This is a genomic window from Microbulbifer maximicatervae (SeqCode) (genome assembly GCF_052467955.1).
The window spans coordinates 493724-513205 of record NZ_CP174329.1 but is presented as its reverse complement, the minus strand read 5'-3'; the positions used below and the strand labels follow the sequence as shown (position 1 = coordinate 513205).

General features: G+C 44.1%; 17 protein-coding genes. 4 read left to right on the top strand and 13 right to left on the bottom strand.

Going from position 1 to position 19482, the window contains the following annotated elements; all coding sequences use genetic code 11:
- The first annotated feature begins 103 nt into the window (after positions 1-103).
- A complete protein-coding gene (gene gap, locus ACJJI5_RS02185) occupies positions 104-1111 on the top strand; it encodes a type I glyceraldehyde-3-phosphate dehydrogenase (protein WP_445355405.1) in 1008 nt (335 codons plus the stop codon).
- 494 nt (positions 1112-1605) lie between these two features.
- On the opposite strand, the gene ACJJI5_RS02180 is transcribed toward gap, so the two are convergent.
- The 3 genes from ACJJI5_RS02180 to ACJJI5_RS02170 all read right to left on the bottom strand — a co-directional run bounded on the left by ACJJI5_RS02180 (position 1606) and on the right by ACJJI5_RS02170 (position 7264).
- Positions 1606-2007: a VOC family protein gene (locus tag ACJJI5_RS02180; protein ID WP_445355404.1), complete on the bottom strand. Its 402-nt coding sequence runs from the start codon at positions 2005-2007 to the stop codon at positions 1606-1608.
- A gap of 135 nt (positions 2008-2142) precedes the next feature.
- Positions 2143-4950 carry a TonB-dependent receptor domain-containing protein gene (locus tag ACJJI5_RS02175; protein ID WP_445355403.1) on the bottom strand — a complete coding sequence of 936 codons (2808 nt, stop codon included), beginning with the start codon at positions 4948-4950 and terminating at the stop codon, positions 2143-2145.
- A 361-nt stretch (positions 4951-5311) separates the two neighbouring features.
- Positions 5312-7264: a hypothetical protein gene (locus tag ACJJI5_RS02170; RefSeq protein ID WP_445355402.1), complete on the bottom strand. Its 1953-nt coding sequence runs from the start codon at positions 7262-7264 to the stop codon at positions 5312-5314.
- Positions 7265-7706: 442 nt separating this feature from the next.
- Here ACJJI5_RS02170 and ACJJI5_RS02165 point away from each other — a divergent pair.
- Positions 7707-8869 (top strand): IS3 family transposase gene (locus ACJJI5_RS02165; protein ID WP_444897071.1). Its coding sequence is split into 2 segments (ribosomal slippage): positions 7707-7965 and positions 7965-8869, totalling 1164 coding nucleotides; the frame shifts between segments, so codons are not numbered across the junction.
- A gap of 509 nt (positions 8870-9378) precedes the next feature.
- Here the strand turns inward: ACJJI5_RS02165 and ACJJI5_RS02160 are convergent.
- From ACJJI5_RS02160 to ACJJI5_RS02150, 3 genes are all read right to left on the bottom strand, one after another.
- Positions 9379-10611, bottom strand: coding sequence for a BamB-related PQQ repeat family beta-propellar protein (locus tag ACJJI5_RS02160; RefSeq protein ID WP_445355401.1), 1233 nt, complete (start codon positions 10609-10611; stop codon positions 9379-9381).
- 389 nt (positions 10612-11000) lie between these two features.
- Positions 11001-12419, bottom strand: a complete 1419-nt coding sequence (locus tag ACJJI5_RS02155; protein WP_445355400.1) for a winged helix-turn-helix domain-containing protein — start codon at positions 12417-12419, stop codon at positions 11001-11003.
- 224 nt (positions 12420-12643) lie between these two features.
- A complete protein-coding gene (locus ACJJI5_RS02150; RefSeq protein ID WP_444895690.1) occupies positions 12644-13789 on the bottom strand; it encodes an aminopeptidase in 1146 nt (381 codons plus the stop codon).
- Between the two features lie 71 nt (positions 13790-13860).
- On the opposite strand from ACJJI5_RS02150, the gene ACJJI5_RS02145 reads away from it, so the two are divergent.
- Entirely contained in the window at positions 13861-14094 is a 234-nt protein-coding gene (locus ACJJI5_RS02145; RefSeq protein ID WP_413663788.1) for a hypothetical protein, read from the top strand.
- A gap of 110 nt (positions 14095-14204) precedes the next feature.
- The gene (locus tag ACJJI5_RS02140; RefSeq protein WP_282930681.1) at positions 14205-14378 is read left to right on the top strand and encodes a DUF3149 domain-containing protein; all 174 of its coding nucleotides are present in this window, start codon (positions 14205-14207) and stop codon (positions 14376-14378) included.
- A 311-nt stretch (positions 14379-14689) separates the two neighbouring features.
- Here the strand turns inward: ACJJI5_RS02140 and tatC are convergent, their stop codons facing one another.
- From tatC to ACJJI5_RS02105, 7 genes are all read right to left on the bottom strand, one after another.
- The gene (gene tatC, locus ACJJI5_RS02135) at positions 14690-15439 is read right to left on the bottom strand and encodes a twin-arginine translocase subunit TatC (RefSeq protein ID WP_413663789.1); all 750 of its coding nucleotides are present in this window, start codon (positions 15437-15439) and stop codon (positions 14690-14692) included.
- On the bottom strand, positions 15436-16029 hold the full coding sequence (gene tatB, locus ACJJI5_RS02130) for a Sec-independent protein translocase protein TatB (protein ID WP_444895689.1): 594 nt from the start codon (positions 16027-16029) through the stop codon (positions 15436-15438). The genes tatC and tatB overlap by 4 nt, the downstream gene beginning before the upstream one ends.
- A gap of 29 nt (positions 16030-16058) precedes the next feature.
- On the bottom strand, positions 16059-16322 hold the full coding sequence (gene tatA, locus ACJJI5_RS02125; RefSeq protein WP_444892350.1) for a Sec-independent protein translocase subunit TatA: 264 nt from the start codon (positions 16320-16322) through the stop codon (positions 16059-16061).
- 88 nt (positions 16323-16410) lie between these two features.
- Positions 16411-16743 carry a phosphoribosyl-ATP diphosphatase gene (locus ACJJI5_RS02120; protein WP_282930677.1) on the bottom strand — a complete coding sequence of 111 codons (333 nt, stop codon included), beginning with the start codon at positions 16741-16743 and terminating at the stop codon, positions 16411-16413.
- Positions 16744-16750: 7 nt separating this feature from the next.
- Positions 16751-17143: a phosphoribosyl-AMP cyclohydrolase gene (hisI, locus tag ACJJI5_RS02115; protein WP_282934621.1), complete on the bottom strand. Its 393-nt coding sequence runs from the start codon at positions 17141-17143 to the stop codon at positions 16751-16753.
- 51 nt (positions 17144-17194) lie between these two features.
- Positions 17195-18805: a ubiquinone biosynthesis regulatory protein kinase UbiB gene (ubiB, locus tag ACJJI5_RS02110; RefSeq protein WP_445355399.1), complete on the bottom strand. Its 1611-nt coding sequence runs from the start codon at positions 18803-18805 to the stop codon at positions 17195-17197.
- Positions 18806-18807: 2 nt separating this feature from the next.
- On the bottom strand, positions 18808-19437 hold the full coding sequence (locus ACJJI5_RS02105) for a ubiquinone biosynthesis accessory factor UbiJ (protein WP_445355398.1): 630 nt from the start codon (positions 19435-19437) through the stop codon (positions 18808-18810).
- Between the last annotated feature and the right edge of the window lie 45 nt (positions 19438-19482).

The window sequence follows — 19482 nt, the reverse complement described above, 5'->3', positions numbered from 1 at the left end:
TTTCTCCACTGAATATCATTTAGGTATCAACCCCGTGCGGCACTGGCTCAGCGCCGCGCGGGGACGCTTAGCTGACATTTTTTCTCCTGCCTAAAGTTGTGCTATGACCACTAGAATTGCCATCAATGGCTACGGCCGTATCGGCCGCTCCGTTTTACGCGCACTCTATGAGTCTGGCGCCCGCGATAACTTACAAATAGTCGCCATCAATGAACTGGCTGACTGCGACACCATTGCACACCTGACAAAATACGATTCTGTCCACGGCCGCTTCTCAGGCGAAGTTTCCGTGCATAAAGATGTCCTTGTGGTTAACGGAGATTCTATTGCCGTAACTCATTGCGAGCGGTTAGAAGATCTGGATTGGCGACGGGATCAAGTAGATATCGTACTGGAATGCACCGGCAGCTTTAAGCAGCGACAAGGCGCGGAGTTGCACCTTGCCGCAGGAGCCAAGAAAGTATTGTTTTCCCAACCCGCCAGCCGGGATGTCGATGCCACGATTGTTTACGGAGTGAACGACCATATTTTGACGGGCAAGGAACGGGTAATTTCAGCAGCCTCCTGCACAACTAATTGCAGTGTTCCAGTTATCGCCGCCCTGGATAAAGCCTTCGGTATTGAGGCTGGAGTCATTACCACTATTCACTCTGCGATGAATGATCAACCGGTAAGTGATGCCTATCATCATACTGATTTGAGAAAAACACGTTCAGCGATAACCTCTGTTATCCCGGTTGATACTGCTTTGGCACGAGGTATTGAGAGGATACTGCCTAACTTGGCAGGTAAATTTGAGGCGCAGGCCCTGCGCGTTCCCACTGTCAATGTTTCTGCTATCGATTTATCAGTCTCACTACAAAGAGAAGTAAGTCGGGAAGATGTTAATGCCCTATTAAAATCAGCTTCTGAGTCTGAGTTTAATGGTGTACTTGGCTTCACCCAAGAACCCCTCGCATCCTGTGATTTTAATCACGACCCGCGTTCGGGGATTATTGATGCAGGCCAAACTCGTGTAGCGGGGAATCGCTTAGCCAAGATCTTGATTTGGTTTGATAATGAATGGGGATTTGCGAATCGGATGCTGGATGTGACAAAAGCCCTGCTTTAGCAGATAAGGTGCATTAATCTTAAATCAAAAGATGCCATATTCTAATAAGCAGGCTGGTAAAACCTGCCCGTAGAAATAAGCCTGAAGTGTTTTTACTAGCTCTCGATAACGTATTTTTTAATCCCTAAAAATATTTTTATAAATCAGGCGGTGCTTCAAGTGCCTCATCCTTTCTATAATACATAATTCTTTATCTTTAAGTTTAGTCTTTCTCAGCTTTCCTCACCTCTATAGTCAGAGTTCCCCGGGCTCACTCCTCTTTTACATGAAGAAATATACCTAATACAGCAATATCATATCGGCTTCCCACTGTTGTGCAGAGACTATTGGATAGTCCAAAATTGTCATCGGTATCGATATACAACTTCATAGCAAAATACAACTGACTACTCCTTTAGTTTGGTGTACTCCTGGAATGTCCCCTTTTTTTAATTCTTAGTACAAGACCGTATTTCGCGTATTCTATAAAAGCACCAAAAGTGACAAGTTAAAGTCTATTCCAGGGATCCTACTTTTTTTAATTCAACTAAAATAAATTCGTTGCCATACAGGTCCTCAAAGTGAGCAAACTCCGCATCTGCGTCAGAGGTGGGGGGCTTGCTAAAGTGGACGCCATTGTTTACAAGCCTCTTATATTCTCGGTCAAAGCTCTCAGTGTAAATAACGGCGCAAGGCTGCCCAGCAGTTTGTGCTCCAACTTTCTTCAGCTGACTCTCAGAATCTGCCTTAAGTAACCATATGCCCATATCTCTTTGTTCCGGAAGTCGAATATGAACGAATCGATGTGGTTTTGCTTGATAGTCTATAAAAACTTCAAACCCCAATTTGTTACAATAAAAGGTAATAGCTTCTTCATAGCTGTTGACAAGAATTACCAGCCTGCCAATTGAGTTCATCAGGAGTTCCTTAGGCCAAAACACAATTTATAGCCACCTTTGAGAGCGGGACTTAGTATTTTTTTAAATATCAATTAGTTCATGAAGATGAGGAGGGCCGTAAATACGGCCCTTAATTGTGGCAGCTACCACTCCTTAAAATTTATGGCTAAGCCTCAAGTAGTAGCCTCGCCCAAATGTGCGGTAAACCGAAGGGTCCGTTTTTGCATTGAAACCAATATCTATAAATGGGGGAGCTTCGTTAGTAAGGTTAGTGATTCCGCCCGAAATAGCCATACCATTACTAAAATTATATGAAGCAACAAGATCATGATAAAGCTGGGCTTTTATATCTTGCTTATAGTCTAGCCATATATCATCCATGTAGGGACCATATTTAAGATCTCCTTTCACCTCGCCTATATATTCACCACGGTAACTTAAATTGAAATCATTCCAATTCCAGGATAGGGAATAGTTTATTTTGTTTTCTGCGTAAGTCCCTCCATCTTGTGCCGAGCTATCAGTGGCACGTCCTTCTAAATGGATAGCCTCCGCCCCTGGATAAGCGACTTTGGTACGTTCAATCAAGTGGGTCCAAAGTAAGACAGCATCCCATTGTCCAAATTCGGTATCTACAGAGTATCGAGTTTCGAAATCAATTCCAGCCGCTCCCTGTTCGGCAACATTTTGATTTATATTCAATATATTTTGAATCGTATAATCACTAGTTCTGGTAATGAGATCACAGTAACTGGCTACCTGCTCTATGTGACATTGATCCAAAATGTACTGAGCACCATAAGAACTGATACCTGCATCAATTTCTGCTTTCCAGTAGTCCAAGGTGAGGCTCAAATCTGCATTCCCGGTGAAGTCCGGTATCCAGACAAGGCCTAGCGTAAATGTATTCCCTGACTCAGGCAGGAGCTCTTCGTTGCCACCGACTGTTGCAGGAAGCTGAGTATCCTCCTGCTCCGATATTTGAATGCAACCAGCAGGAAGCTGGCTAATACTGTCGACAACACACGGATCAATAGCTGATGGTGCACTATCATTTCGCCCCCCGAATAAGTTAGTAATTGTCGGGGCACGGAAAACCGTTCCGTAAGTGCTACGCAATTTGAGTTCTTCAAGCACCTGAATATCCAAACCCAATTGCCAAGTGGTATCGCTACCAAATATATTATAGGAGTCGTAGCGTAATCCACCTTTAACATCGACAGATTGAACACCATTATTAAATATCGGAAGATGTACCTCAGCAAGTAGATTCGTATTGTACAGAGAGCCTTCTGTACCCGCCCCTACAGACCCGGTGACATCGCCGGTTGCTTTACCCGAGTCTGGAGAGAGGGCAAATGAACGCGCCCAATACCCTCCGCCTAGGGCCCACGCCATTGCCCCCCCAGGAAGTTCAAATCCATTGCCACTAATACTAAGGTCGATAACCTCTTGGGTAGTTACCCTATGATCTGTGAGATCTGAGCTCACATAAGCAAGCATTTCATCGGTAATTGTACCCGCCCCATCAACCATATTGATTGGTACACAATCACTTATCAATGTGTTTTGATCACTAATATCAGCATAACATTCGGGAACACCGTTACCATCAAGATCTGCTGAGGGGCCAAGTGCATTTGCTAACCTCGCCCCAATAAATTGTCCAGTATTAATGTCCGTTCGAGTACGATAGCCTCGGTTGTAGCTGATTTTCCAGTCGTAATCGTTAATATTACCTTCGAAGCCAAACACTCCCTGTATTTGGAGGACCCTTTGTTCCATTATGCGGCGGTCCTCTACCACACGACGACGCACATCCATAGCTGGCTGGTTATCAATTCCTGCATCTGCCAATGCCCTAGATAAATAATAATTATCTTGGTGAATGCCATTGTAAGCTTCCAAAACACCATCACCATCGAAGTCAAAGTAACCGTTGTAGGCCGGATCAAACCCAGGGCGGCTATCATAGGGAATCGGTGCCAATTCTTGAGCCGACTCACGATAATTTACACGGACCTCGGAAATAAATCGCACATTGTTTGTAATTTCAGCATTACTTTCGGCAAAGACGTTGTACCGTTCAAACGGAGTCTGAATATAGTTAGAGGGAGCATAGTTATAGGTGCGGCCATCATCTGCAACTAAGCCATCTCCCAAGTTGATGTACTCGGAACCGCCAATATTGAGTCGGCCCTCCGGTATACGTGAAGACCCGTCGGGAAAACAATTAACCGGATTACTTTCGCAACCACCTTCCGGAAAAATATAGTATGTATCTTGGAAAATGTCCCAGGGGGTGTCAGACTGGTAAGCACCCTCTTGAGATATATACTCTGCACCAAAAACAAAATTTCCGCTATCAAACTCTCGACCAGCGATAAAACTCACGCTATTTTGGCTAATCGAGTCTACATCCATAAAGTCGGCATTCTGAAGCTCAACCTCAACTCCTTCAAAATCCTTTCGCGTTATGATATTTACAACCCCAGCAACAGCATCAGCACCATAAGTTGCAGAAGCTCCATCTTTGAGTATCTCAATCCGCTCAATCATAACTGAAGGAATGGATTGATAGTCCCCCATATCTACTGAGCGATGCCCGTTTACTAAATTTAGTGTCCGGTTAGCACCCAGTCCACGCAAGTTAATTTGTACAGCCCCATTACCGCCGTTATTTATAGTTGTTCCCAACGGCGAACCTGACATTGAAGGCAAGCTTTGAATTAAAGCTCCCACATCAGTTTTGCCAGATATTTTCATATCTTCTCGCCCGAGTACAGTTACCGGGCTTGGACTATCCAAATCTGCACGCTTAATACGTGACCCGGTTACAACGATTTCTTCAACCAATTCTGCATCTTCTTGAGCGAGCACAGGTATAGAAGGGAATATTATTGCTGCACCTGTCAAGCTAATAACACTCTTAACGGCAATAGATATTAGATTATTTTTCATTGTTAACCCTTTTACTAGTTTATTATCACTTTAAATTTATCTACTAAGAATTCTTAAAATTGCCTCCATTAGAAAAAAAGAAACTCACCCGGCAATTTTTTAAAAGCAACTATTTCATTGTGACTTAAGGCCTTAAGTATCTATTTTTCCGCGTACGACGCTAAAGCCGAATAGACATGAATAAACTATTAAAGATTTATTTTAAGTAAATAAAAATTATAACTTCACTTCCATAACATATTAATAGCCAACTGATTTGATCGGAAAAGTTGCTTGTGTTATCGCACAAAAAAGCATAAGAATAAAATACAAACCTTTAAGGTATGTCCATATTATTCTTGTAGGCCAAATAGATATTTGGTTAATTTTTAAATGGTCTTTCTGGCACTTTCGTTAGCCGTATATTATCGATATCTCCATACTTTAATAATATCTCCCGAGTTTTTATACTATTTGCATAGGAACCAAATGGCTTATAGAAGCTATTTTCAGTTTGCCTAACACCAAAACTATCGATGTTATAAATCTGGTACAGATCCCAACTTATTTCATCAGTTAATGTACAAATACTATCAGTGATATCCAAAGCCTCAGGCAAACAGTATCCCTCCGCTCCTTGATAAACTCTTATTGTAAGATGTCCCCCATCATCAATATTCCAATAAGCAGGTACCTCGCTGTACTCTCCATCGTCAATATTCCCGTTTAAATTAAGATCTTGGACAGATACAATTTCTAGGGTTCCATTTGATGAAAAGTCGTAGAAGTAATTACTGAGATTATCCAACAAGCTCAATGGAAGAGTGTATATTCCTGGTATATCTATATCTGACCAGCTAACTCCCTCTTTTTCTAAAACATATGAAGAATAAGTGCTTTTCTCTCCTTGTTCCGACTGATAAATAACGTGAATTTTAGCAAAGCCATGACTAGATAAACTAAGAATTGAATATTCAAGACTTGAACCATCAAGGAAGTTTAAATCTATTCTATTATTATCTAGCTGCCAAGTAGCAGATATCTCAGTATAGAGAGCTTCTCCGGAAGCTGAGATTGAAGGTACTTTTATACTGGCGGTTCCACCATTCGAGAAGTCTCCAGAAAAACTTATTTCCACCGCCTTAAAACTAAATCGTGGGGTTTCGCTATCAACACTACCAGCGATTTCCCCGCGACTATTTGGTATAGGCATGCTATACACTTTACCAATGCTTATTAAATCTTTCGGGTCTACTAAATTACTCGCTCGAGCGCCTGAAACAGCTTCATACCCATTTTCCATGTAATCCTGAAGCTCTCCACTAGGGTAATGAAATCTGTCATTTACCTCAAAAACAAACATCGATTGAGCAGTAGAGTTGAACATCCATGAAATTCTATTAATCTGTCTGTGTCGCTCAAACTCAATCTTTTGGCCTTCAACTAAAATCGTATCGGTAAAAACAATGCTACTGTCTGATTCCAAGTCAACGCCTTGTTGTGTTTTCTCCCAGGTAAGATCAACCACTTCACCGTTTTCAATGTACTCTCCAGTACCGTCTACATTAAGTGTTAATATTCCATTATCAACATAATAAGTATCCGCTATTAAATTTTCATCTATTACATGCAAATACTTTCCACTCTCATATATATCTGCCTGTACTTCCTGATAAATATCTTTAAGCGCCTTTCTAAAGAGGCTAATGTATTTCGAAGAGAGATTAAAATCTGATGCTAGCTGGAAAGTATCTTGAATATCTGAAGGTATTGCCACTCCTTTCTGTGAACGCTCTACTAACATTTTAATCATAGTGGCTTTAGCAAAAATTTCACTTGCCTCTATAGGCCTAGTAATGTTACTCCAGCCTGACGACTCATTAGTTGAATTATCTAATGTCGCTGAAATTGCTGTTGATATTCCACTAATTTGGACAAATTTATTTTCGGAATAAACAAGTGTTCTATCAGAACCTGCATCCTCCTGAAGCGCATGTAAGAATCCCAATGTACTTACAAGCTTAATTCTCTCATTAGTCTCGGAAGTGGCAATAAGCTTTACCAAGCCATCAGTGTTGCTCTTATCCAAATTGATTTCAACTGAATATCTATCATGATCTATATTTGTGGTATAGACCAAATTATCACCAACAAGAACTTCAAGCTTTGTACCTGTTGGCAGTCCATCAATCACTTCCCCCTGGATGTATAAGTAATTATCAGACGTTGGAATATTACTATCCCTATAATTACTATCCTCACTTTTATTCCAACATCCAGATAGAACAAGAGCAGTAATCAATCCCATCACTTTGGTACATCTATATTCGAACATATATTGGATACTCCCTTAAACAGCCATGACAAAAAACTAAGCCAATGAATCACCTCAAAACCTTGCACGATTTCTTGATGCCATCAACAAATATGTTTTTCATATTTTATTTCACCCACCATCAGTTTTTTCCAGCAATAAAATACAAATTCCAAAATGCCAATTATTTTTTGACTACGAGCAATGTATCTATCCTAAAAACAAGAATATAAAAAGACCTGAAATAAAACAAAAAAGTCCTAAAAAAATTCTAAAAAAACATAAAATCCTATAAACAACAGTATCTTAGAGCCAATAGCGTATTCTAAACTATTGGTACATTTTTTAGATATGTTAGAGGCCGCGATAGGTTTTAGGAAAAAAATGAGGCGATAGAGTATTGATCCTACCCACCAAAGACGGACACTCTCTTAAGCGATAAACTACGCAGCAGAGGTGCCCTATGACACGATCAAGTAAATCAACCAAAACCACTCGTAAAAAATACTCAGAGGAATATAGAAAAGATGCCCTAGCACTGGCGGTCAAGGTAGGGGTAAGCGTTGCCGCTAAACAGCTTGGGTTACATCCTTCCCAGATTTACGGATGGCGAAGCAAGGCTAAGTTACATCAGAGCCGAGGGGATGCCGAGAGAGAGCTGGCCACAGAGAATGCTCGCCTTAAGCGGCAGCTGGCTGAGCAGGCAGAGGAGCTGGCGATCTTAAAAAAGGCCGCAGCGTACTTTGCAAAGAGCCTGAAATGAGGTACGCCTTCATGCTAAAGCACAGGCATAAGTTCAGCATCAAAGCGATGGCTAAGGTATTGAGCGTATCTCGCAGTGGGTTTTACGATTGGGTGTCAAGATCGGCCGATCAATCCAAGCGCCAGCAGTACCAAATGGAGCTTGATGGTTTGGTACAGCAGCGCTTTATAGCCAGTAAAGAACGTAGTGGCGCCCCTCGCCTGACGAGGGAATTGGCCAGTGAGGGGAGTAAATATAATCAAAAAACAGTTGCTGCCAGCATGCGTCGACAGGGCCTACGGGCTAAAGCCGCCAAGAGATATAAAGCCACAACCTACTCAAAACATGGTCTGCCAGTGGCCCCAAATCTGCTCGAGCAGAACTTCAATACTGAAGCGCCGAATCAGAAATGGGTCGGGGATATTACCTACCTACGAACAGAAGAGGGTTGGTTATATCTGGCTGTAGTGATAGACCTATATAGTCGGCTGGTTATTGGTTGGGCGATGTCAGAAACGATGACAGCTACATTGGTCTGTGACGCCCTTCAAATGGCTTTATGGCGACGTAAGAAACCTACAAATGTTATCGTGCATACTGACAGGGGAAGCCAATATTGCTCTAAAGATTATCAATCTTTAATTACAGCTTATGATCTGCGGTGCAGCATGAGCGCCAAAGGTAACTGCTATGATAACGCCTGCGCAGAAACGTTCTTCCACTCACTTAAGGTAGAAGTAATCCATGGTAACCGCTTTCCTACAAGGTGCCTCATGCGGGAAACCGTATTTGAGTATATAGAAATAGACTACAATCGAAATCGCTTACACAGCGCCAATGGCTATCTCAGCCCTGAGGCGTTTGAGGAACAACTAGTCGCTTAGTGGTGTGTCCGTTGTTGGTGGGTAGGATCATATTGAGTTGCCACTCTCCATATACAAAGGCCCACTCTACTTAGCTTGAACTTTCAATAATCAGATACTCATTGTTATTAAAAATACTGATTACTTAAGGCGTACTCTCTAAGGACGTATATTTCTAGTAAAACCCTGCTAGTCTAGAAGTTAAAAAAATATATCTATCTCTCAATTATTTTGAGAGTAGGGATATTATTATGAAAAACTCATTGTTATCATCTGCTTACTACGGATGAAAATCACCTGACACTATATATTAGCGTTGCTTTGTTAGATAAAATTTAATAATTGCGCATCCTTTTTTATCAGATGTTTAATCAAAAAAAACCAGCTCATTAGTTGAACTGGCTAGTCAATGGACTATCAAGAGAGGTTCGGGGGCATGATTAAATATAAATCTTTGTATACCTATAACAAGCAAAAAATTTTAGCAATTCGTAGTGGTTAGATTATTTTTTAATGGGCTAACTTGTATATTAATGAGTAATTTCTATATGTGGGTTTAATGCATAAATGTGACCTTTGGCACTCCCCAGATAAAGGGTGTTGTCACTGTATGTCATACTCAGGAGTGAATCAGCCACATCAACCATATACTCAACATTCCTAGCCATACCGTCTGCAGAGGTATCATTTATATATTTCATCCCCCCGCTTGGCTTAATCAAACTTTCACATTTTTTTAAACAATCTGGTGTAGAAAAAAGTAGCTGTCCTTTACTACTCTTCTTATCTACTGCAAAAACTTGACCAGCCATTGTGGCAACAAAAACCTGAGTATCGGTCATTTGAGGTTTAGCAAAGATAAAAAAATTGGCATTAAAATTCATACTCTGATTTCCATTTTTTGCATTTAATCTTATCAGTGTTAAACCATCCGACATACCAAAATAAAGCTCTCCATCCTCTTCAATTGCTGGAGAACCAATCCAAGAAGTAGGGTGTTTATAACTCCACTTTTGCTTCCCCGTCTCAGCATCAACGGCATAAAAATAGGTATCGCGATTACCTATATATACAGTACCATCATAAATCACCGGAGACTGATTGAATCCCTCATATATGACCTGGCCGTACGGTTGCTTTCCTTTAAAAGTCCAAATAATAGATCCACTAATTATATCTATGCCATAAAGCTTATTATTCCACGACCCAACAACTAGCATCCCTTTGTATATAGCCGGAGTAGTATGCGTAACTCCAGTACTAAGGTGCCACAATTGCTTACCAGTCTTAGCATCCAAAGCAAACGTACCTCGCTGATTACCAAAGTAAACTTTACCACCAGCTACTATTGGAGAAGATCTATAAAAGCTCCAAGAATCTGGAACAAATATCTTTCCCCACCCCATAGGACGGCCATCAATAAGATTTTCATTGTCCTCACTTTTAAAATACCACAAGGGCTCCCCATCTAGACTTAATGCATGAAGGCCATTATCTGCATTAATAAATAGATATTCTCCATCTGTAGCTGCCGATGCAGCGGTGGTAGAGCCTAGATTCCATTGCCAAAGGAGCTTTCCTTCCTTATTAAGGCCCACTACAAGTGATCCACCAGTGGCGATAATTTGATCATCTAAAACAAGTGGAGCTCCTGCAACTGGACCGGGCATTTTATATCGCCAAGTACTATGCGCATGTAGATCAAAAGAAAATAAAAGTAAAACTATACATACACACAACTTAATTTTATTTATACGATCCATACTAATACTCCAAATTATCAACTTGGAATTTAAAAGATGATTGACAAAAATACCTGAAAAATATCTAAGAAATCCTTAAATTTTCTAATTAAGGTGGCCTAACTAACACATTAGCACCAATTAACTATTAGCTTATCGCTTCAAGCTAAAGGTCATATCTATATAAATACTATTTCATACCTTCTTAAACATGTATCATAGGATCCAAAGTCCCAAATAATTTATAGCGGGTCTGTGGAATAACAGTTAGTTTTTATGTGGCACGAGAATCAACTAATACAGGATATATTAGGAGATGAACTATCAGCTGTTCCAAAAGGCGGAACTTGCTTCAATTAATTGTATATAATATGTTAGCTTTACTTATATCCTATTAAACTCTTAGAAGTTTACTCAGACAGCCCGGCTTTTCTCATTAATTTGATATAAGCAGGAAGAGATCTTACTAACTCGTACTTCGGGTCAGTGTTAACCCACAACACTTCCAACTGTCTTTCTTCAATAGCCTGCTGCAAATAGTATAGGGTTCTCTCTATATCTCCCGCTGTAGCAGCATATCGCGCATAAGCTAATGGAGGTCTATACTGGCCAATATCAGCTGCCTCTTGCTTTATATCTAATAGCCACTTATTTACTGCTGCAAGGCCGCCCACCTGGAATTTTTCTTCTACTGTTCTCAAGTCATCATTGTTGTAGCCAACATGAGACAAGATAGCCTTTAAATGAATAAATGCATCAGCATCTCGCCCCATATTCTCAAGCGTCGAGTGCGCTGATACGTGATACGCTATTGAGCGTGGAGCGATTTTGGCAATTTTAATTAGCTCTTCATTTGCTTCCTTATACTTTCCCGACATATTATATATCCAAGCAACCATTGGCTTGGAATAAGCTGAGGGATCTGAGTCTATATACTTGTAAACATGTTGCAGCGCTTCAGGGTAATCTCGCCTAGCTAACAAGAACTGTGAATAATCATGGTGAACTTTCCCATTCATCGGCTCCAGTGATAAAGCTTTTTGGTAATACTTATCTGCCATATCAAAGTTCCATTCGATGTGAAAAGCAATACGAGCTTTAAGTAGGTAAGCATCCACGTTAGATGGCGATAGATCAATCGCCTTATCAACTAATTTATTCAATGTTTTAGAATTATTTAAAAGTTGCTGGGTGTTCGCTTGATCGATTAATAACTTACTCTCTACTAAAGCTAGGTAAGCAGGAGAGAATCTCTCAGCTTCTATTATTATTTGCTCAAATAAAGTTTGAGCTTGTCGCCACTTAGCTTGCTCTTGTAATGTTAAAAGATAGCGTCCCTGTTGGAATTTCTCATTTTGAGAAGTGGATAATGATGGAACAGGATCTACATGGAAAAAAAGCCATAGTAAAGGCCCAACAAATACAAAAATACTAGCGATCAATCCTACAATATACTTTTTACTGAACCGCCAAGTGCTATCTACATCATAAGCTTTGTTATTTGACTCTATATCCTCCACCGTACAAATTAGGCGATACCCCTGACCTGAAATAGTTTTAATGTATTCCGGTTGCTTCGCTCTGTCTCCTAGAGCTTTTCTAATTTGACTAATAGCCACAGTAAGTACTTCATCCCCTACGACCTTATTAGCCCAAACTGTAGTTAACAGATGCTTCTTAGTCACCAGACAGCCTTGATGATTGACTAACTCTAATAAGACCTGAAGTGGTATATGGTCCAGCTGATTTTTATTCTCACCACATAGCAAATAACCTTGCTCTTCATTTAAAATCCACCTTCCCAATTTAATATTTCTTGTTACTTTCATAAACTTCTACGCTGAAAAATTACAAATAAGTAATTTTTAACGACCAGACTAGTTTCAAATATTAAAATAAAATTAAATATACGCCTAAAAATAAAAATTGTTAAGTAAAAGGTGGGGTTTCTACGTTATTTTTATTTCTAAGCATGTACCATGTTGAGTTAGATTATGCTTTTTAAAATAGGAGATTAAAACTGAAAATTAGTATAATTTTTAGAGCTAGCTAATTATAGAACTTCCCCCCCCTGTCGCATACAAAACTGAGAGTCAAATTTAGCCATTGTCGGCGCCTTGTTCCTCTTTTTTCTGTATCCATTAGCTAATTCCAATAAATATTGCTCTCGCTCTTGGCGGTCAAGCTCACCCAATCTTTCAGCCGCATTATAAAAATCTTCCCAGCCATTACTATCAATATAAAGCTGACGAAAAGCTGGAACTAAAGATTCATATTCTGCAGCCAAAGCCAAAGTAGCATTATTGGTTTTCTCTATATATGCCTGGTAGCGCGCGGGGTAAGACCACTCTGCTGCCATACGCCAATAGCAACGCCTCAATCGACTCAGAATTTCCTCCTTTTCTTGGCGCTTTTCCTCGTCCGGCAAGTTGGATTGGTAAACTGGTTGAAGCTCTTTACGCGTCGCTGTCATTAACTGTCGTACCGCCAGTGCCTGAGCCTTAGTCTCCTCAGCAGAACTCGAGAGACCTTGACTACGAAGCCAATCAGGTAGGGCAATTTCGGACACTGCTGTAGCAAAGCTCTCATTAAAGCGGGTATCACCCGGCACATAAACTCTTCTGTGGGCCAACTCATGAAATAAGAGTCCGGCTAGTCTCTCCGGTGTCCAATTCACAAAGCTTGATAACACAGGGTCATTAAACCAACCCAGGGTACTGTAGGCCGGAACAGCTCCCAGGTAGACATCGTAACCCTGGTTGCGCAGGCTATTTGCTTTGGCAATAGCCGCTGATTTGCGGAAGTAGCCCCTATAGCTAGCGCAACCGGCTATGGGGTAACACCATCGTTTGGGGCTCAGGGAAAACTCTGGGGCGGCCAAGACATTCCATATGGGGTACTCATCATCGAGCTGCACATAGGAGCTATAGGCTTGCCCCACTGGTAGTTTTAACTCCTGTGCTGCATAGGCACGGATTTCCTGAACGAGCTGTAATTGCTTCTGGAGTTGATCACTGGCATTGCCGTCTTGAACCAGCTCTTCAATCGGCTGCCGGGCAGAGAGTATCCGCAATTGACCGCTTGCAGCCTGGAAGTAATAGCCCGCAGTCTCGCACCCGTAGAGCCCTAACAATACTAATACGAGCAGCCAAACTCTGGGGCGCGCTAAAAATCTAAGATCAGAAATACTGATATACACTCTTTTTCCTATTAGTATTTTTCTTAGAGAAACCCACCAGTCAAACGATTCCATGTGCAAAAGGTTATTCCATGTCACCAGTGGCAGCCGTCTTAACAGTATTTGCGCTGGTTTTAGGTGCTGTTGCCTGGTTGCGACTGCTATTTATTGGTTTTAGTCGCGACCCCTTGTCGGGGCTGATAGCACTATTTATGCCACCTTTGGCGCTTTTGCTGCTTCTGCCTGACAGGCGAGAAAATAGCGATCTTTATTCTTTATGTGGCGCGTCCTTACTCTGCCTGCTAGCAGCCCTGACCCTGCGTTGACCAACCCGTTGTTCTTACAATAAGTCGATCCAGCTTGATTTAGGTCAAGAGGTTTCCATTACAGCTCCCTAGACTGCATAGGTGAAGCATTAGCCTATTTGGAGAGAAAAATGGATGCTTTAATTGACCTGTTTACCAGCTTTTCTGGCCTTCTCAGCTTGGCCGTTATTGCCTTTATATTCCTGATGGCAGCGTTTTTCGTTCGCTTGGTTCGCAACAATGTTGAAAAAGCTGTTGCCGAGCAGGAACGCATCGCAGCACAAGCAACCGGTTCCAATAAATAGCTAGGCTTCCATCGTTGTTGTAAGCAACCAAGCACAAGCTAGTTTAGCGTTTATCTTTCGATCTGGTATCTAATAGCGGGCATTCTACAGCCGGTAGGGTGGTCAACCTCCCTGCAGCTGGGAAATAACCGTGTCATCAAGCTTCTTGTCATGGAAGAGATGGAGTTGATACTACTGAGAAGAGAGTGCGGCGTTGTACCCGTATCGCTAGCGCTCTCAGGTGAGTAACCCTATCGAGAGCGCAACTGCAATACCTCAAGCGCTGCCTGTGAAGCTAACCGCTGAAAACCCAGTGGTGACTTTTTTATATCTCAGGTAGCAGGCTTATCTTTGGGTGAAGACTTCATCCAACGCCCAAATAAAATGCCAATCTCAAACAATAGCCACATGGGGAAGGCCAATAAGGATTGGGAAATTATATCCGGCGGTGTCAGTAGCATCCCAATTAAAAAGCATCCCACAATCACATAAGGGCGCTTACTTGCCAGGGTCTTGGCATCCACTACGCCACTCCAGATCAGCAGGACTGTCGCGATAGGGATTTCAAAAGCAAAACCAAAAGCAAAGAAAAGCTTCAGCACCAGATCCAGATAACTGCGCATATCTGGCATTACCTTAATATCTTCTGGAGCAGTTCCAACAAAGAAATCAAACAGAAGGGGAAAGACCACAAAATACGCAAATGCAATGCCGATATAAAAAAGTGCGACGCTACTAATTAATAATGGAATAGCAATACGTTTTTCATTTTTATACAGCCCCGGGGCAATAAATGACCAAACTTGGTAAAGCACAAAAGGGATTGCAATAAAAAAAGAAACTATAAAGGTCGTTTTGAACGGAGTAAGGAACGTGGAAGTCACCTCTGTAGCGATCATTCCAACATCACCCGCCAAACGCTCCTGTAGTGGGTGGGCAATAAAATTATAAATTTCAGACGCAAACGGCATCAAGCAGACAAATAAGACCAATACGACCAAAAGGATTCGCAATAGGCGATCACGCAGTTCGATCAGGTGGTCGATAAAAGGCTGATGCTTATCTTGGGACTGATCGCTCATGACTGGCTGTCTTTTTCCTGTTGCGATGTTTTCTTCTCGCTTTGTTTTTCTTCTTCATCTTCATCGATGTTTTCAGGATGGTCCGGGTTTAGGTCCGGGTCCCCAAAGTCATGCCAATGCTCCGGGTATTCGGGGTCCTGTAACTCCTCGGCAGTTTCATCCTGTTCTGGCAAATAATCCTCCTGCTCTGCACGAGGATGAGCAGGTTCCTCTATCGCCTTTTCAGGTTTTGGTGCCTCAGGATGGTTGACTCCAGCTGCCTGTTTTTCTACTGGTGTCCCTGCAACTTTTGGTTTTTCAGGCTGATTAAGCGCGTCGTGAACTTCCTTATTGGCTTCGCTAAAGGTTTGCTCCATCTCACGACGACTCTCCTCAATCTCACGCATAATGCGCTCGTTGTGAAGTTCACGCCGTATATCATCGGCTCCAACCTCTCGCTCCAATTCTTCGCGAGCACTATGTAAGGTCCGCTTCAAACCGGACCACCAGCGGGAAGTGGTACGCACCGCATCGGGCAGTCGCTCAGGGCCAACCACCAACAGGGCCACGGCAGCAACTACCAATAGTTCTAAAAAGCCGATATCAAACACAGAGTGACACTCGCCTTAGTCGTTGCCGATTATTTGTCCTGAGACTGTTTATCTTTATTTTTGACAGTACTGTCTTGGCCTGGCTTCTCTTCCTCATCGTGCTTGAGACGCTCGACATCTTTGTCTTCATCAGCATCCTTGGATTTGTCTTCATCCTTAACCGCTTTGCGGAAACCCTTAATTGCGCCACCCAGATCGCCTCCGAGGTTTTTCAAACGCTTGGTTCCGAACAGTAGTAAGACTATGACCAGGACAATCAACAACTGCCAGATACTAATTCCACCGAATCCCATAATTGTCTCCATTACATTCAATAGGATGGCTTGAGTTTCTTACCGGGCACTCCCGCCATCAGGGGTGGTGCCACAAGTGATTCAAATTTTACTTAGTTCGCGCAGCTTTCTCTTCCAGGCCAGAAAGACCAAATCGGCGCCCAAGCTCTCGAACCACGTCCTGAGAATCAGCGCCCAAGTGAGATAGCATGACCAGCGAGTGAAACCATAGGTCCGCTGTCTCGGCAACCAGGTCTCGATTATCGCCACTACTCTGTGCATCTTTTGCTGCAAGAATAGCTTCAGTGGCTTCTTCACCGACTTTTTCCAAAATCTTGTTCAGGCCTTTGCTATGTAAACTGGCCACATAGGACTCAGAAGCATCACTGCTATTTTTACGGCTTTCCAACACCGCATCGAGCTGTTGCAGCACATCTTTCATAATTGTTTCACTTATAAATGGACTTCGGGTCCTGAATCACCGGCTGATTCACCTGCCACTCTTCATCTTGAAGGAGGTGATAGAAACAACTACTGCGTCCGGTATGACAGGCGATTCCACCTTCCTGCTCGACCAACATTAATACGGTGTCCCCGTCACAATCCAGGCGCAATTCACGCACCTTCTGCAGGAAACCAGAGGTTTCTCCCTTGCGCCACAGGCCCTTGCGGGATCGGGACCAGTAGACTGCGTAACCCTCACTGGCAGTGAGCGCCAGCGATTCACGGTTCATCCAGGCCATCATCAACACCCGCCCGGTTTTGAAATCCTGGGCAATCGCAGGAACCAGGCCATCACTGTTCCAGCTGACTTTATCGAGAAAACCGGCCTTTGCTTGAATTTGAGTCAATGTCTAACAATCCTTAGAAGTTCCAGTGTAGGCCGAAGCGCCCTAGGGCCACAGCAGTAGCACTAGTGCAGCAACGCCCAGTACCCAACCGGTCGGCGGCAACTGAGCCAGCCATTCCGGCTTACTGACAGCGATGGCGCCAACGCCCAACACAACTCCGGCGACCCGCCGAATATATTGGCGCAAGCCTCGGCGTTGCGAGCCCGCCAGCTGCTCGCCAATTACTTCTAACTGGGGCGCCAGTTCCCGCGACTGCTCCAGAGCTGAGTACACCAGCTGTGGCATCTGCGGGAATTTCTCAAGCCACTCCGGACCGTAGCGCTTTATCTCACCCACAATTGTTTTGGGGTGGATTCGATCGCGCATCCAGCGCTCTAAAAATGGATGAGCAGTCTTCCACAGATCCAGCTGCGGATAAAGCTGTCGACCCAAACCTTCGATATTCAACAGGGTCTTTTGTAACAGTACCAGCTGTGGCTGTACCGCCATATCGAATCGGCGCGCAGTCTGGAACAGACTGATCAACACCCGAGCGAAGGAAATCTCTCCCAGGGGTTTTTCAAAAATGGGCTCACAGACCGAGCGAATAGCAGACTCAAAGGCATTGATCGGCGTGTCGGAGCGAACCCAACCACTTTGCACGTGCAGCTCCGCCACCATACGGTAATCACGGCGGAACATCGCCAGGAGATTGCGCGCCAAATAGTACTGGTCTTCCCGTGTCAGGCTGCCGACGATTGCGGTATCAATCGCAATATATTGCGGGCGCTGCGGGTGCTCCCTGGAAACGAAAATGTTGCCCGGGTGCATATCCGCATGGAAGAAGTTGTACTCGAAGACCTGCTTAAAGAAGATCTCAACACCGCGCTCAGCCAGCAGCTGCATATTGGTGTCCTGGGCGCGAAGCTGGGCCAGGTCGGTGACGGGGATACCGTCGATGCGCTCCAACACCAGGACATTTTCGCGGGTGTAATCCCAGTGCACTTCGGGGATATACAACAGCGGGGAGTTGGTAAAGTTGCGGCGGAGCTGGGTGCCGTTGGCCGCTTCACGAGTTAGGTCCAATTCACCTTCAATCGTGTGCCGATAGTCCTCAACCACCTCCACCGGGCGCATGCGGCGCCCTTCGGGCACAAAGCGTTCAATTCCACGAGCGATCACCCCCAGGAGCTTCAAGTCTTCCTGGATTACCTCATCAATGCCCGGGCGCAGTACTTTGACGACTACCGATTCGCCGCTCTTTAATTCAGCCGCATGCACCTGTGCAACTGAAGCCGCTGCCAGTGGCTGCTGATCAAATTTGGCGAAGACCTCATCCACCTTGGCACCAAGGGCTTCTTCGATCAGAGCCGTGCACTGGTCACTGGGGAAGGGCGGCACCTTGTCCTGTAAATAATCTAATTGCTCGACAATATCTGGCGGTAGCAGGTCGGGACGAGTGGAGAGAAGTTGGCCGAATTTAACGAAAATGGGGCCCAGCTCTTCCAAGGCTCGGCGCAGCCTTTCGCCCCGTGGCATCTTGGACTGCGGCAGCAACTTCACCGGCAGCAGTAATCCCCGCAACCACAGTGGGCGCTCCTCGGCTGGCAATAATTGATCGAGACGATAGCGCAGAAAAACCCGCGTAATTGTGAGACTTCGACGAACTGGCAAAACTACTCGGCCTCCCTGCGGGAAAATTGTTCTTCCAGCAAGCGCACGCGCGCCTCGAGCCGTTCAGCAGCTAGAGAGGCCTCGGCCAGGTCTTCGACAAATGCTTCGAACTGGGCCTGGGGCGGGGTCAGCTGCCACTCCTCACTGATAGCCTCCACCGCCACTTCAGGCGCCCGATTCAGGTTGCCTCCTAACCAGCGGGCAGCATCGCGCAGGACATTGCCAATTGAGTGGGCGGGAATATCGCCAACCACTTGCGCCAACGGCGCTTCCCAATCGATATCCAGGTCACTCATGATCCACTGCAGTTCTGCCAGCAGGGCACTGGAGCCGCTCACTGACACCCCCAGTCCGGCTGGAGTTGCATCCGGGTCTTTGATCAGGCGTACAAAAGACAGCGCTGAGCCGCTCAACTGGGTGGTAACTTCCCCCTCCCAGTGCTGGCGCACCCGCACCTGGTCACCCTCGATACACAGGCAAAACTGTAGTTGCGGGGCGGTTAAATCTAGCGCCATGGTTTTCCCATCCAGTGCGGAAAGGCGCTCTCGTGTCGCCGGGTCATACTGGAGGGCAGCATTAATTGTGGTTTCCAGCACGGCATCAAAGCCCGCGCGAAAAGTGGGGTCGCTCATGGCGGTTTACGGCCTCGTGCCTGCGCTCAGAGAAAAAATAGGCTT

Excerpts from the sequence above, each read along its gene's own strand:
- gap (WP_445355405.1), top strand. The coding sequence starts at position 104 with ATGACCACTAGAATTGCCATCAATGGCTACGGCCGTATCGGCCGCTCC.
- ACJJI5_RS02180 (WP_445355404.1), bottom strand. The coding sequence starts at position 2,007 with ATGAACTCAATTGGCAGGCTGGTAATTCTTGTCAACAGCTATGAAGAA.
- ACJJI5_RS02175 (WP_445355403.1), bottom strand. The coding sequence starts at position 4,950 with ATGAAAAATAATCTAATATCTATTGCCGTTAAGAGTGTTATTAGCTTG.
- ACJJI5_RS02170 (WP_445355402.1), bottom strand. The coding sequence starts at position 7,264 with ATGTTCGAATATAGATGTACCAAAGTGATGGGATTGATTACTGCTCTT.
- ACJJI5_RS02160 (WP_445355401.1), bottom strand. The coding sequence starts at position 10,611 with ATGGATCGTATAAATAAAATTAAGTTGTGTGTATGTATAGTTTTACTT.
- ACJJI5_RS02155 (WP_445355400.1), bottom strand. The coding sequence starts at position 12,419 with ATGAAAGTAACAAGAAATATTAAATTGGGAAGGTGGATTTTAAATGAA.
- ACJJI5_RS02145 (WP_413663788.1), top strand. The coding sequence starts at position 13,861 with ATGTCACCAGTGGCAGCCGTCTTAACAGTATTTGCGCTGGTTTTAGGT.
- ACJJI5_RS02140 (WP_282930681.1), top strand. The coding sequence starts at position 14,205 with ATGGATGCTTTAATTGACCTGTTTACCAGCTTTTCTGGCCTTCTCAGC.
- tatC (WP_413663789.1), bottom strand. The coding sequence starts at position 15,439 with ATGAGCGATCAGTCCCAAGATAAGCATCAGCCTTTTATCGACCACCTG.
- tatA (WP_444892350.1), bottom strand. The coding sequence starts at position 16,322 with ATGGGATTCGGTGGAATTAGTATCTGGCAGTTGTTGATTGTCCTGGTC.
- ACJJI5_RS02120 (WP_282930677.1), bottom strand. The coding sequence starts at position 16,743 with ATGAAAGATGTGCTGCAACAGCTCGATGCGGTGTTGGAAAGCCGTAAA.
- ACJJI5_RS02105 (WP_445355398.1), bottom strand. The coding sequence starts at position 19,437 with ATGAGCGACCCCACTTTTCGCGCGGGCTTTGATGCCGTGCTGGAAACC.